This is a genomic window from Psychrobacillus sp. OK028 (assembly GCF_900103605.1).
GTDB lineage: Bacteria > Bacillota > Bacilli > Bacillales_A > Planococcaceae > Psychrobacillus.
The window spans coordinates 101,040-115,075 of the sequence record NZ_FNHY01000002.1 but is presented as its reverse complement, the minus strand read 5'-3'; the positions used below and the strand labels follow the sequence as shown (position 1 = coordinate 115,075).

At 33.2% G+C, this 14,036-nt stretch carries 14 protein-coding genes; 2 read left to right on the top strand and 12 right to left on the bottom strand.

Going from position 1 to position 14,036, the window contains the following annotated elements:
* Positions 1-213 precede the first annotated feature (213 nt).
* The 3 genes from BLR36_RS03765 to BLR36_RS03755 all read right to left on the bottom strand — a co-directional run bounded on the left by BLR36_RS03765 (position 214) and on the right by BLR36_RS03755 (position 4,860).
* Complete coding sequence (locus tag BLR36_RS03765; RefSeq protein ID WP_093060395.1) at positions 214-831, bottom strand: hypothetical protein; 618 nt, start codon at positions 829-831, stop codon at positions 214-216.
* Between the two features lie 191 nt (positions 832-1,022).
* The gene (locus tag BLR36_RS03760; protein WP_093060394.1) at positions 1,023-3,440 is read right to left on the bottom strand and encodes an S-layer homology domain-containing protein; all 2,418 of its coding nucleotides are present in this window, start codon (positions 3,438-3,440) and stop codon (positions 1,023-1,025) included.
* Positions 3,441-3,726: 286 nt separating this feature from the next.
* Entirely contained in the window at positions 3,727-4,860 is a 1,134-nt protein-coding gene (locus BLR36_RS03755; RefSeq protein ID WP_254771322.1) for a restriction endonuclease, read from the bottom strand.
* 618 nt (positions 4,861-5,478) lie between these two features.
* Here BLR36_RS03755 and BLR36_RS03750 point away from each other — a divergent pair.
* Positions 5,479-6,558 (top strand): DUF6615 family protein, encoded by a 1,080-nt coding sequence (locus tag BLR36_RS03750; RefSeq protein ID WP_093060392.1) that lies wholly within the window; start codon positions 5,479-5,481, stop codon positions 6,556-6,558.
* Between the two features lie 159 nt (positions 6,559-6,717).
* Here the strand turns inward: BLR36_RS03750 and BLR36_RS03745 are convergent, their stop codons facing one another.
* The 9 genes from BLR36_RS03745 to sppA form a co-directional block, all read right to left on the bottom strand.
* Positions 6,718-6,888 (bottom strand): zinc-ribbon domain-containing protein, encoded by a 171-nt coding sequence (locus BLR36_RS03745; protein WP_217631733.1) that lies wholly within the window; start codon positions 6,886-6,888, stop codon positions 6,718-6,720.
* Positions 6,889-7,148: 260 nt separating this feature from the next.
* Complete coding sequence (locus tag BLR36_RS03740) at positions 7,149-7,709, bottom strand: tyrosine-type recombinase/integrase (RefSeq protein WP_093060391.1); 561 nt, start codon at positions 7,707-7,709, stop codon at positions 7,149-7,151.
* Between the two features lie 109 nt (positions 7,710-7,818).
* Positions 7,819-8,022, bottom strand: coding sequence for a hypothetical protein (locus tag BLR36_RS03735; protein ID WP_093060390.1), 204 nt, complete (start codon positions 8,020-8,022; stop codon positions 7,819-7,821).
* A gap of 17 nt (positions 8,023-8,039) precedes the next feature.
* Positions 8,040-8,399 carry a hypothetical protein gene (locus BLR36_RS03730; protein WP_093060389.1) on the bottom strand — a complete coding sequence of 120 codons (360 nt, stop codon included), beginning with the start codon at positions 8,397-8,399 and terminating at the stop codon, positions 8,040-8,042.
* Positions 8,400-8,528: 129 nt separating this feature from the next.
* Positions 8,529-9,719 (bottom strand): acetate/propionate family kinase, encoded by a 1,191-nt coding sequence (locus BLR36_RS03725; RefSeq protein ID WP_093060388.1) that lies wholly within the window; start codon positions 9,717-9,719, stop codon positions 8,529-8,531.
* Positions 9,720-9,781: 62 nt separating this feature from the next.
* Positions 9,782-10,711 carry a class I SAM-dependent methyltransferase gene (locus BLR36_RS03720; RefSeq protein WP_093060387.1) on the bottom strand — a complete coding sequence of 310 codons (930 nt, stop codon included), beginning with the start codon at positions 10,709-10,711 and terminating at the stop codon, positions 9,782-9,784.
* Between the two features lie 181 nt (positions 10,712-10,892).
* Positions 10,893-11,399: a thiol peroxidase gene (tpx, locus tag BLR36_RS03715; RefSeq protein WP_093060386.1), complete on the bottom strand. Its 507-nt coding sequence runs from the start codon at positions 11,397-11,399 to the stop codon at positions 10,893-10,895.
* Positions 11,400-11,434: 35 nt separating this feature from the next.
* On the bottom strand, positions 11,435-12,013 hold the full coding sequence (locus tag BLR36_RS03710; protein ID WP_254771321.1) for an RDD family protein: 579 nt from the start codon (positions 12,011-12,013) through the stop codon (positions 11,435-11,437).
* Positions 12,014-12,025: 12 nt separating this feature from the next.
* Positions 12,026-13,039 (bottom strand): signal peptide peptidase SppA, encoded by a 1,014-nt coding sequence (gene sppA / locus BLR36_RS03705; RefSeq protein ID WP_093060384.1) that lies wholly within the window; start codon positions 13,037-13,039, stop codon positions 12,026-12,028.
* Positions 13,040-13,142: 103 nt separating this feature from the next.
* Between sppA and BLR36_RS03700 the strand changes: the two genes are divergently transcribed.
* The gene (locus tag BLR36_RS03700; RefSeq protein ID WP_093060383.1) at positions 13,143-13,943 is read left to right on the top strand and encodes an NAD kinase; all 801 of its coding nucleotides are present in this window, start codon (positions 13,143-13,145) and stop codon (positions 13,941-13,943) included.
* Positions 13,944-14,036: the final 93 nt, after the last annotated feature.

Sequence of the window (14,036 nt, the reverse complement as noted above, 5' to 3'; positions counted from 1 at the left end):
GAAGTATTTTGGAACCTACGTTTTCTAAGAGAGACTAACCTTTAACTAATTTGGTTAGATAATTGCCTTTCTTCTATTACAACGAAGCAAGAAATTATATTGCAATTGTTCTATTGTATGATTCTGGGGAGCAGTTAAAATAAACAATTGCCCCATTTGTTTATCGTTTTACAAACAGAATACTTAAAATATTCGGTTATTCGTATACTAGTTTTATTCTAAGTTATAAAACTTTTCCTCTTTGGTTAATTCTTTTAAAATTGCATTCATTTCTTCAAATATCAGATCGTCTGTTTTTTTATACTTTTCATTCATATCAGCAATATCTATCTCCCCTCTAGTAGTTAACCAACTCTTATAGCTCCAACCTAGCTCCAAAATCAAAGTTCGTAAAGAGGGCGTGGCGTATATTTGATTTTCTTGTAATAAATATAGATATTCAAGTTTTTGTTCTTCAGCCAAATCAGTGAAATCATGAGCACCCTTATGAAAAGCAAACTTCGTTGTTAATGCATGACAAGGTTGATAAAGAGAACTCAATCTCATTTTTTGATATTCAATTTCCTTATCTTTATCTAAACTTTGAAAAGTGCTTTTTATTGTATAAATTACCCCAATTAAAGTTATTGTACCCGAAATAATCCCACCTATTAATGCACCCAAATAGGTACTCAATGAGCTAATCCAAATAGACTCATCTCCCACCGTAAGAGGGGTAGAAAACATCATAAGTAAATTTATAATAATAGGAACTAGGACTACTATGAAAATAATTATTAATATACAAATATTTAAGATTTTCTTATTTTCCTTTAAAAATTCATTTAACATCATAATTCCTCATTTAACTTACTTTATTTTCTATTCAAACTACTTTTTATAACTATTCTAAGCCATCTAGTATCCATATAAAATCATTCTTTTATGTTGTGGCATAAAAAAGAGAGTAGCTTTATTGCTCCCCTCTTAATTAATTATCCTTTACTAAAGAGAAATCACTAATAATAATTAACTTTTATTTTTCATTTTTTAATAAAAGAAGGATTTACAGCTCTTGCTAAAAATGCAGAGAATTGTCCTCTATTTAGTAATTCATTCGGACGATAAGTATTATCTATATAACCACTCGCAATTCCTAATGAAGAAATTCTTGATACAGCATCAAATGATGCCATACTTGAGTTCATATCCTTAAATGTATTAGGTGAAGCTGAAGAAATATCAAATGCACGATTAATCAATATTGCCATTTGACCACGAGTAACTATTTCATCAGGACGATACGTATTATCATCAAAACCTTTAATAATCCCTTTGTTAACTGCTGCAGCGATATAGCCAGCCGCTACTGTACTTTGGTTAACGTCTGTGAATGCAGTTTCACTTACAACTTTTTCTAGACCTAATGCACGACCAATCATAATTGCTGCAGACCCTCTCGTTACGACTTCATTTGGTCTAAACGTATAATCCTTATATCCAGTAATAATACCTTTATCCAAAAGATACAAAATTTCTTTAATAAAACCATAATTATTCGAAACATCTCTGAACACATTTACTGGCGGTGATGTAGGTGGCAATTGTTCTTCTGGTTTTGTTGGTATTGGAATTGGACTATCTGATGTCGGCTCAAAAGCATCAATTAATTTAATACTTGCCCCATAAAAGTCGATTCCATTAATGTAAGTTTTAGAATCTTCACCTTCATTATCAACTATTAAGCGATCAATTTTCCAATTACCATTCAATGGTAAAGCAGGCAATTCAAACGTTCCCCTCCAACCTCCCACTTTATATCCTATATCATAGATATAAAATTTAGGGTCATAGACAGAGAATTTAGGATCATATTTAAAATTACTTATTTCATATTCCTTTCCATCTGGACTTTCAATTATTGCAGTAATTTTACTATCCTCTTTATTAAGGTTTGGTACATAATGTAATACATCTGCTACATACCAATCGATTTTACTTTGTAATTTAAATGATATACCTTCTGAGTAATGATTATAGACAAAAATTGGTACTGGAGGAGTTTTTAAAGACGATATAATTCCTTCCTTCCACCATTCATATATAAACACTGCATCTCCATAAGGATCTTCTTTTAAAGTGGCATATTTCATTAGCTCGTCATAAGTAACTTTCTCAACAAATGGTGGTAATGCTAATCTGAACTTTTTAATAAAATCTCCAATAGTAGAGTAATTATTTGGTGATAAATTAATAAGTTCATATTCAATTTTTTTATCCAAAGTGTTTCTTACCCAACTATCAGCTTCTTGAGATGGAATATAGAATTTTTCTACAGATTCTACTCCTTGAAAATTATTAAAGTAATATTGATTATTGATATTTTCCAAACTAATATCAATAATTTCCCAATTTCCCTCTTCGACTTCTCCAGGCATAGTAAATGAAGTACTTAACATTCTTCCTTCTTTAATTATTGACTTTAAATTTAATGTTAAAAATTGACCTATTTCATTTTTTAAACTTATGCTTCCAACAGTATCATATGTTATTAATTCAAATATACTTTGATCAATAAAAAATGATAATTTTATTTCCTCCCTGCTGCCTGACGGACCTACGCCAAAAATGGAAGCAGTATTATTTACGTCTATAATATTTTCTGAGATTACATTAAAGTCCATTTCACCATTCATAACGGAAGAATTGTGTAAAAAACTCCCATTTCCGTTTTTGTCAGTAGTAGATAACATATGAAATTTCCAAGTTCCATTTTCATCCTCATTACTTACTTTATAATTACCGACCCACAAATCTTGATTTGAATCATAATTGAAATATACTTCTCTAAAATCACGAGTAAAATCATAACTTGGTGAATAGAATTGTACAGATACTCCCGAGACACCAGATTTATCATCACTTATTTTTGCTTTTATAGTAATTATTTCACCAACCGCTACTTCTTTAGGACTGATTTCTACATGTTCGATTTTAGGTGGTGTCCAGTCACCTTCATTATTTTCCACATTAAAATCAAGTGATAGTCCTTTAGGTAATAAATTGGCTGTAATATTCTGTATTATGCCAGAATCATCAATAATACTTATATTATTAAACTTCCATGTTCCATTTTCCATGTTGTCACTAATAATTTTATTTCCAACCCACTCATCCAGTTCGTTATCATATGTTAAGCGAATTTCCATCATGTTAACTGTAGTTTTACTTGAAGGTGAATTAAAAGAAACAATTATTTGCTTGACTTTATATTTAACATCATTTAATTTCACTTTAACCTCAACTTCGTCTCCAACAGTTACCGCCTTTGGAGTTACTTCTATACTCTCAAGTACTGGCGATGTTACATCAGTTGATGCAAAAATCTGTTGAGCATCTCCTAGTGAAAAAGAAAAAATTAATGCAATAATAATAAATATATTTATCAAACGTTTGAACATTACAATCTTCCTCTCTTAATTGTATGATTTTTACAAACTAATATATCCTTATTTTCTTTTATTTACTAATCGTTTTTTCCATGTTCAACGTTTGTCTATTCTCCTAAAAAGAAATGGTTAGAATAAAAATAGAGCTGTTCAAAGATATGTGGCTGCACCTGAAATATTGACTTTAAGTGTGTGAAAGTACTAGTTCTACCCCTCATTTTAATACATTCATATGTTGATAAATCCACCCCCACCACTAACATACTATTTCTCTACTCTCTCGTATGATAAGATTGTGTTACTCACCTTCAAAATATGAAAAGTCAATTTCTTTAATAACTATTTTTTTCTTAACACTTACTCCTATATCATTTTCAATCATTAATTTTGCTAGTTTTCTTCCACCAATTAATATAATTTTTTTAGATTCAAGTCGCTCAACATATTCTTCTGCACCTTTTGTAAAAGAAGATGTTGTTATAAAAATACCTTTTCTAGCTGCTTTTGCATCTAATGCTCCTGAAAAACTCATAACTTCTGGTCTACCAACAGTGTTTTCCCACCTTTTTGCTTGAACATAAATATTATCTAAACCCAATTTATCTTCTTTAATAATTCCATCTAATCCACCATCGTTTATTCTCTGTGTCACTTGTCCGTCACCGTAACCCATTGCAGTAAGCAATTCAACTACAATTGTTTCTAACCTTCTCCAGTGAGCTTTTTTTAATTCATTCACCAATCTATTTACTACTTCTTCTTCAATTTCTTCGACATTTTCTTGAATTACTTCTATTGGGTCAATAACCTTTTCTAACTCTTCTATTTCTTCATGTATATTAACATTATTATTATTTAATAATTCTGTTCCTTCAGTTGTAATTTGATAAGTATGTGTGCTTACCTCTTCAATATAACCTTGCTTTTGCAAAGAAAATCTTGACGCTCTCATTCTAGATGTAAAAATAGTTTCCTTGCTATCTGGATAAGATATGCTTAATTGATTTTCAGTTAGTGATAGATACTCAGCAACGCCTTTGTTTAGCATAGATGCTATGAAGGGTTTTTTATCACTCATAACATTTAACAATGGAATAATAAGATCTTTTAAAGACGGGATGGAATCAACCAGAGCTTGTCCTTCCTCGTCTAATACGGAATATTCTTTAATTATTTTTTCTATCTCATCGACAGATTGAGGAACACCTTCTTCCTTAAAAATCTCTAATATTCTTCCTCTAGTAAACTTTTTTTCAGATAGTTGTTTTATTGTAACTAAAACCTTATAGGCATTATCGTCATACATTTTACTTTTCCCTACAATTTTTGGAGGTAAGAACTCTTGAAACTCAGTTATCCATTTCCTACCAGTAGCTTCTGACCAACCCAATTTAGAAGATAATGTACTTTGATTAACATATGACCTACTCACTATGACACCTCCATTTTTTTGCATATTTTTAAAACAATTATAACATGTTTATTGTTTGATTATTCATATAATAAAAGATTATAAAAGAGGAATTACTTTTTTCTTCTGTGGAAGTGGAAGAGCTTATAGCTTAACTAGAAACGCTAATTTCACTTTCAATGTTTAACTACCGCCCCCACACATTTATATCCTGCTCTACAAAGTCCCTAGCCCAACTTAAAGTTAATTGTTTGTTTAAGTAGTAGAACGCTTTAACAAATGATTTGCAATCATTAAATACCTATTCGTAATCAATATACTAATTGAAATGTGAGCAATTTTTCATTGTGATTTTCATTAGTTGGAGCAGTTGCTCTACTTATTATTTCTTTACATCTACACCGAAACAAATAAAAAAAGATGCAGCATAAGCCACACCCTGTAAACTTTTATAATATCTTCAAGTCATAGTGATTAAACCTAATCATAGAACAAATAATCACAGAGTAATAGAATTTATTATCTTATGTTGAAAAATTGTGAAGCATTTATTATTAACACAATGTAAAATTTTATAACAAAGAAAATCTTTTATGTGGTATATATTATAAAGAAATTTATTTACAGAGGAGAATAATTTTGCGGAAAGATAATCATAAAGAACTGATTTGTAGAACTTTTAAACAAGCTTCTAGAGATATTTGGAGAGATTATGGTGAATCAGCTGAAAGAGGTTTTATCTTTGGCGAAGAAACAATTACGGAAACTACATTAATGGAACTTGCACGTAGAATGCCACGAACTCTAGTATCTAGGAACTTTCATATCGCAACAGAACCTTTTAATAAAACAGAGGAAAGAAAAAATGGTGCTGATTGGGAATGGTTTATTATTGATGGTAACGAATGGACGAAATTACTTGTTCAAGCTAAAAAACTTAAAATAAAGGATCAAAAAAATAAATATAATCTCCACCATCTATACACAGATGGTTCTAACCAGTGTCAAAATATAATCTATCGTGCATGGGAAAAAGAATATATTCCAGTTTATTGTTTCTATAACTACCTTGAACAAGAAACTTATTCAACTGTTATTCCTACAAGTGATGATGGCTGTTTTCCAACAGATTACGAACTTCTTGGATGGACGTATTGTTATGCAGACTATCTGTATCCTACTTCTAATTCAGAAAAGAAGTTCGAAGAAGTATTCGACAAAAGCTTTACAGTCTCAAGACTTTTTTGTGGAGATTTAAGTGTAGATAATATCATTGGAGAATATAACGACTTGGGTGATGGAGGAGGTGGGGATGGTCTTAAAATTCCTTCCCCTCCTTCCCCTGATGGCAAAGATCTTGGCGGAAAAGAACTGCCTAAACCGAAAATTGAACCGAAAACAGTAAATGAGTTACCTGAATATGTTAAACAAATGCTACATGATTCTCAAATTACTATAAAGGATATCGGGGAAATCAACTTTAGCGATGCTATCCCTGAATTATCACCTTTAGTTGTAGTTACAATTCGTGTTCCAAGCGATTCCGATTCTGACGTACATAAGTCCAATGAACCTGTAAATGAGGCAACAATTCCTCCTAATACAAAGAATGAAGAAATCGATTCCGTAGAGGTTTTATACGAAGAAAATAATGAAAAGAAGAAAAATATAGGCACAATGAAAAGAACAAGGAAAGGTAGACCAATCACTGTCAAGTAATTCAAAACTGCTAATGTGAATATTAGCAGTTTTTTTGTCATCCAGATACATTCAATTTAATAATAATTGAATGTCTTGCACTAGTTGTTAAGGTTTTGAAACGTTATTATTTTTTTTCGTCCCTTCTCGTAACAAATAGGACAACCTGTTCCTTTACTTCTATTTGCAAATTGACTCCCATTCATGCCCTTTTACACATTGCCACCAAACTTTTTTATTGGACATAGGCGCAATATCTCTTGGTGTTAATCTACCATTCTTTGTTTTATGCCACTCTTCAAGCAAATGCCTTTTTTCATTATTACACCAATCAAACAAACTTTGTTTCATGCAAACACTCCATAAAAGATACATTAGTTCTAAAAATGATTTATAGCTATCAAATCAATATCAAATTAGTACAAGATAATATTCTTATAAATTAATTATAACTTAAGCTGTATCCAATTAATGAAAATATAAAAAATGACCCCAATTGACGATCAATCTTATAATCTTTGTAGATTACGATAAACACTGTATGTACTATACATTTACCACTAAAAAATGGAACAGTAGCTAAATTTATAGCCATCTGCTCCAATCTAATTTTATAAATATTTATCGACTGTTGTATCATTCACTTCAAGGTAATGCTTAGTAATTGTTTCAAGCGACTTATGACCACTTTGTTTAGCAATTGTTGCAATATCTGCTCCTGCTTCGTGCATAGCCGTAATTTGTGTCTTGCGTAGCGTGTAAGGTGCAAAACCTAACCACTTATGAATGGTTTTTCTGTATGCGGAATCACTAATTGCTACGCTTGAATAGTTATCCCACTTGTCTACTTTCCCAACAAACAAGTCATTTTCTTTCAAATCGTATTCTCGGATACTCGCCTTCACTAAATGGACTGCTTCCAGAGTTAAACGCTTTATTTTCATTTCTTTTTGCTTCTTCATCATTACGGTTACTGATTTATTATCCAAATCAAAGTCGCTTATTTTAAGTAGTAGCATTTCTGATGGTCGATTAGCAGTTATAAGATTTACAATGGAAATAGCTTTTGCTCTGGTATCCAGTTTGTTAATGAGGTTCATTACTTCGTCTTTATCCTCTGCTGATTTACCTACCATATTCTTTTTACGTAAGTATTCCTCATTATTGTACATACTCCTGAGCTTAGCAATACGTTGTACCTGTTCATTTGTTTCAACTAAGTTATGTTGATTAATTAGACAATACTTAACTCCAGCTGCTCTGCGATTGAAAGTAGATAGTTTATAGACCTTCGTTAGCAATTGTATGGTACAGATACTTTTCTAAGGCATCAAATGAAATGGATCTGTGTGTCTGTATGCAATACAGTTCAAATCGTTTGAAATCTCCCTCATACATTTCTAGCTTTTTATGTACTTGGTTCTTAATAGCATTTTCTGTTGCAATATCATCTTGAAACTTTCGAACATTTATTAATTCACCCATTTTTTACAACCCCTCTGTCATTTCCTGTTAATTAAGTTATAGTTTTTCAAGTTACGAAAAGCAGATTTCGCATTCCGTAAATAGGAATTTGCAGAAACAATTGATACACCTTTCTTTTTATCTCTTCTAAATCTTGCTTTTAAAAATTTGGTTTTCTCATTCAATTGCCACTCAATAAACTTTCTTGCGTCATCTTGAGTAACATTCGTCATATACTTTCGAACCCCAAAACAGCGTTCAAAATCATTAAATAGTTTGATGTAACTTTCTATTGTACGAGTGGCTCTGCCTTCCAAAGTTTTAATACGGATAATCATTTCCCGACCTTCTGACCATGTTAAACCTTTACTTGCTTGTGAAGTCCTTCTTTTTTTCATAATACATCCTCCTAGAGTTGTAATCATAACCCTCAGAAAGTTGTACATATCAAATATCGGTAATGATTGCACAATGAAGAATAATCATAACTGAAAAGGATTTTCATAAAAGAGAAATCATTCATCCTCTTAAAGCTTCGCAATTCTCACCGTATCTCTTGCAATCATAATCTCTTCGTTTGTCGGAATAACAATCACTTTTACTGGTGAATGAGGATAATTGATAAAAGTTTCTTTTCCATTTATTTTGTTTAGGTCCGGATCCATATACACGCCCATAAACTGAAGCCCTTTTAATACTTTTTCACGTATGACTTCACTGTTCTCTCCGATTCCCGCTGTGAAAATAATAGCATCTACTCCATTCATCCGCGCGGCATAGGAGCCAATATATTTATGTATTCGATTAGCAAATACATCTAGTGCCAGCTGTCCTCGTTCATTACCTTTGGCAGCTTCTCCAACAATATCTCTTAAATCACTAGAAAATCCAGAAACACCTAGCATTCCCGATTTCTTATTTAAAATATCTAATACTTCTTCGGCATTTTTACCTGTTTTCTCCATTAAGTAAGGGATTAATGCAGGGTCAATATTACCTGATCTAGTACCCATTGTCACACCTGCTAGAGGTGTAAAACCCATTGAAGTGTCAATCGACTTACCGTGATGAATAGCAGCAATACTAGCACCATTGCCCAGATGACAGGAAATAAAGCGAGTTGTTTCCAATGGTCTATTTAATAGTACAGCAGCCCGCTCGGATACATACTTATGTGATGTCCCATGAAAACCATATTTTCGTATGCCAAACTTTTCGTAGTAATTGTACGGAATAGAGTATAGATAAGAACTTTCAGGCATTGTTTGGTGAAAAGCGGTATCAAAAACAGCTACTGCTGGGACATTCGGAAGCTCCTTTTTAAATACTTTAATACCTGTAATATTCGCAGGATTATGAAGTGGTGCTAATTCTGATAATTGTTCTAAAGTATCCAATACTTCATTTGTTATTAAAACAGAATCACTATAAATCTCCCCACCATGAACTACGCGATGTCCTATTCCGTTTATATCGTCTAATGAACGGATCACATTCTTTTCTATTAGCATATTTATCAAAAGTTTTACAGCTTGTTCGTGATTGTCTACCTGTTCAATAATATTAATACGTTCCTCATTTGTCGTCATTGTAAAAGTAGGGTTGCCTAGACCAATTCTTTCGATTATCCCCTTAGCAATCACCTGTTCGTCTACCATTTCAAATACTTGGAATTTTAATGAAGAGCTTCCTGCATTTATCGCTAATATTATGGACATAAAAAACGCTCCTTCTTTGAACTAGTACTTTAATTGTACCGTTCATAGTAGGAGCTAGCAACTTACTTACTGTTCTCTTCTTGCCAAATTTCGACCTTTTTTAAAAATAACTCCATTGCTTCTTTGTTCATCATATTTGGAACCTTTGCTAATAGAACCTCTCTCGGTGCTTTTAAATCACTGCTTTTCTTTTGTAATATTAAAAGGCTTTTTTCTTGTCCCTTTGTTTTGAAAATAGAGTTTGGAAATTGGATAACCGCTTGAATCCAACCATTTTCTTTGATAAATTCATGAAGCTTCGCTGCCTGTTTCGATTCAAAAATAGTATCTGGTACTAAGAAGAATAGATAGCCACCTTGTTTTACATGCTTCATAGATTGCTCTATAAACAAATGATGGGCATAGGACATTTCTTCCGTGCTATGCAAGAAGTATTCTTGTGCTGTCTCTGCATCTGGATAATATCCAACCGGTAAATCACTCACTACGATGTCCACTGGGTCTATAAGTAATGGTTTTAATGCATCCTGTCTAAAAAGTTGAATATCATGGGTCAATAATTCACCAGTCTGAGCTGCCAATTGAATCAATAAATCATCAATTTCAACACCAAAAGCGTAATTTTCGCTCGGCAAAGCATTCATAATCGTATACAATAAATTTCCCGTTCCAAGTGCAGGGTCTAGAATCGATAGTTCTTTTTTACTTTTAGTCATTTCATTCACAAAATAACTTACTAATAGTCCAATTGCGTCAGGAGTCATTTGATGATTTACCTGCGCGGATTTCTTCATGCCTTTTAAAATAGCTAATTGAATGGCTTTACGAATTTCTTCTTTAGCTGCATCGTTTACAGAAGGTCTCTTTTTATCAGATAACCAAAGTTCAAGTGCATATACAACACCTTCTAAATAAGTACCCGAAGCTTCATTCTCGATAAAACTGCTCTCCTGATCAATATACGTGAAAATTTGTTCAACATGTGTATGCATATTATCCCTCATAGTAAAACCCACTCTAAAGCTGCAGAGTGGGCTTGATTTTATTTTAGTTAAAAACGTTATATACTTTTTACTCAGTATTTGTCTAGCTCCTACGTCTAGCCCTTCGAATCGCTTCAGAATAGAAAATAAAGGCTAAGTGCGCCATTATTGCAATTCGTCCATTCTTTTCTTAGTTTGTTAGTGCTTTTACCGCTTCTAATGCTTTTTCATAGTTTGGATGATCTGTACCTTCTCCAACGTATTCAGCATAAGTTACCACATCGTTTTTATCTACTACAAATACAGAACGTGCTAACAAGCGTAATTCTTGCATAAGTACTCCGTATGCTTCTCCGAAGGATGCATCACGGTGGTCAGATAAAGTTTGGATTGCATCAGCAGCATTAGCTCCACACCAACGTTTTTGTGCGAAAGGTAAATCCATTGAAACAGTTAAAATTGCTACATCTTCACCTAAACTAGCAGCCTCAGAGTTAAATTTGTTTGTTTGTGTAGAACAAACTCCAGTATCAAGAGAAGGAACTACACTGATTAAACGAATTTTACCAGCTGAATCTTGTAGAGTCACAGGTGATAAATCATTTGCTAGCACTGAAAAGTCAGGTGCCTTTTCTCCAACTACCACTTCTTTACCAACTAATGTTACAGGATTATTTTTAAATGTTATTTGTGCCATAATATGTAGCCTCCTTTTTCAATATCTTCATCTTACTAGAATACGTTCGGCTCTTGCAACTCTTTTGCAGCTGAACTTTCATATGTTACTTTCTCACTTAAGTCATACACTGCTTCATGAACGACTAATGTATCAGCGATAAAGTCATGTACACCTTGCTTCTTCGGAGTGAAAGCTACGACAATATATGGAATATTCAGCGGAATTATACATATTAACCGACCAACCCACTCTCTAAAAATGACATTACCCCATTTAAGTTTTTCACCATCTTTTGATATTACACGAATTCCAAATATCATTTTTCCCACTGTCTGGTTACAGAACTTTGTCATCAACACAAAATACGCATAGAAGATAACTGCTGTGATTATAGTAAAAGGTGCGTACCAGGCAGGATTATTTAACTCCAACGAAAACAAGCGAAATATAGGTTTGATCAATAACATTCCAATAGAAGCCAAAATGAGAATATCTACAGTGTATGCCCAAAAACGAATCCAGAAGCCAGCAGTCTTCTGACCATATTGTGGAGTTCGATGAACAATAACTTGCTGGGTTGCAGAGGTGTTCGCTTGCACATGCTGTTCTTCTGATTGTACAAATTCACTCATCATAAACCCTCCTTATTCATTCCCATATAGGTACATCATTCTTGGTGAGCTATTTTCCGTAATTAACTGTGCAATAAGTTTCGATTCGAGATCTAAACCTAAGAAAGATTGTGCTTTCACCGCAAACAGCGAAACCAAGCTTTGAGAGTAACCATATTCAAATACTTCTGCATTCTCTAATTTATTATCCGTTTTTATCGCTTGAACTACATCTTCCAAAAACCCATAATCGTCTGCTAATCCAGCTTCAATTGCTTGACGACCATTTAAAATTCTACCGTCTGCAACTTTTTTAACATCCGCTTCTGTCATATTTCTACCTTTTTCAATAATATCCACGAAATCTTCATACGAGTCGTTTAACATTTCTTGAAGCATCGCTCGTTCTGGCTCTGTCATTTCTCTAGTCGGACTCATGATGTCTTTATACGGCCCAGATTTGATGGTTACAAATTCCACGCCATATTTTTCTGCTAACTTACCATAGTTAATACTTTGCATGATGACACCAATGGATCCTGTAATCGTCTCTTTATTGACGAATATTTTATCGGCTGGTGCGGAAATGTAGTAACCACCTGAAGCAGCCATACTTCCCATAGAGACATATATTGGCTTTTCAGTCTCTTCTTGAAGTTCAATGATTTCTTTATAAATTTGTGCCGATTCGACAACCCCGCCACCAGGTGAATTTACTTGTAATACAATTGCTTTTACAGTGTCATCAATCTTTGCTTGCTCTAATTGCTGTAGGAAAAACTGGTGGTTATAACCTTCCGCTGCAAACAATGAACTTGCACTTCCCGTATCTTGGATGACACCATCCACTGTAAGTAAAGCAATGCGGTCATTCATACTTCCCTCTTCAATTACGGTTTCAAAAAACTCTGAGCTAGAAGCGTTCGCAAAATCATCTAAATACGATGTCCAATCTGTTGTAAATGCAGTAGAGATCGTATTGACGAAAATTGAGATGAGCAATAATAAAGACGCTCCTAAAATAGCAAACCAGCGTTTCATATTCATATGTACAATTCCTCCTTTAATACTTCTCTTTAATACGTAAAGAATATCTAAATGTTTCACGAAATGGTAAAATAAATATATACAATAGAAAAGGAGAATGTTTATGACCTCCAAAAACGCAATATATTTATACACTAAGAATGACACAAAATCTTTGCAAAGAAAAGACAGAATCGCTGAAGCAATAAATAATCATGGTTTTATGGTTGTAGAGGACCCTGAATTTGCTTCTATTATTGTCAGTATCGGTTCAGATGGTTCTTTTTTACAAGCAGTACGCAAAACTGGATTTAGACAGGATTGTTTGTATGCGGGTATTTCTACTACCGATTCCCTGAGTATGTACTGTGATTTTTTAGCGGATGATATAGAAGCGATGGCGGAAGCAGTTCTTTCCAAGAACATTCAGGTTCGCAAATACCCTTTGCTAGAAGTTTCGGTAAATAACAATCCCAAATTCCTTTGTTTAAATGAATTTACAATACGCTCTAACATTATAAAAGCATTTGTATTAGATATAATTATTGACCACAAGCATTTCGAGTCCTTTCGAGGAGACGGTATGGTAATTTCAACTCCGACGGGTAGCTCAGGTTATAACAAGTCATTAAATGGGGCGGTTGTCGACCCACTCTTGCCTTGTATTCAAGTTGCTGAAATTGCTTCCGTTAATAGTAATGACTTTAGAACTTTAGGATCTTCCTTTATATTAAGTGGTCAAAGAACACTAGAACTTCGCCTACATAAGGATTGGAATGATTATCCTTCGATGAGCACGGATAATGAAGCACTTAGTATTCAACATGTAGAAAATGTAACCATTTGCCTAAGTGATAAAATCATAAAAACCGTTAAATTAAAAAACAATAGCTATTGGGATAAAGTAAAAAGAACATTTTTATAAATCAAAATGAGTCTTGGACAATATTTTCTAGTCTTCTACACTAATTGTTTTTTCGTTACGGCGGACGCTTTCCGTAGGCATGGCTCGAGCCTA

Bases quoted from the DNA above. Each gene is read 5' to 3' on its own strand.
- BLR36_RS03765 (WP_093060395.1), bottom strand. From the start codon at position 831: ATGTTAAATGAATTTTTAAAGGAAAATAAGAAAATCTTAAATATTTGT.
- BLR36_RS03760 (WP_093060394.1), bottom strand. From the start codon at position 3,440: ATGTTCAAACGTTTGATAAATATATTTATTATTATTGCATTAATTTTT.
- BLR36_RS03745 (WP_217631733.1), bottom strand. From the start codon at position 6,888: ATGAAACAAAGTTTGTTTGATTGGTGTAATAATGAAAAAAGGCATTTG.
- BLR36_RS03740 (WP_093060391.1), bottom strand. From the start codon at position 7,709: ATGTACAATAATGAGGAATACTTACGTAAAAAGAATATGGTAGGTAAA.
- BLR36_RS03735 (WP_093060390.1), bottom strand. From the start codon at position 8,022: ATGGGTGAATTAATAAATGTTCGAAAGTTTCAAGATGATATTGCAACA.
- BLR36_RS03730 (WP_093060389.1), bottom strand. From the start codon at position 8,399: ATGAAAAAAAGAAGGACTTCACAAGCAAGTAAAGGTTTAACATGGTCA.
- BLR36_RS03725 (WP_093060388.1), bottom strand. From the start codon at position 9,719: ATGTCCATAATATTAGCGATAAATGCAGGAAGCTCTTCATTAAAATTC.
- BLR36_RS03720 (WP_093060387.1), bottom strand. From the start codon at position 10,711: ATGCATACACATGTTGAACAAATTTTCACGTATATTGATCAGGAGAGC.
- tpx (WP_093060386.1), bottom strand. From the start codon at position 11,399: ATGGCACAAATAACATTTAAAAATAATCCTGTAACATTAGTTGGTAAA.
- BLR36_RS03710 (WP_254771321.1), bottom strand. From the start codon at position 12,013: ATGAGTGAATTTGTACAATCAGAAGAACAGCATGTGCAAGCGAACACC.
- sppA (WP_093060384.1), bottom strand. From the start codon at position 13,039: ATGAATATGAAACGCTGGTTTGCTATTTTAGGAGCGTCTTTATTATTG.
- BLR36_RS03700 (WP_093060383.1), top strand. From the start codon at position 13,143: ATGACCTCCAAAAACGCAATATATTTATACACTAAGAATGACACAAAA.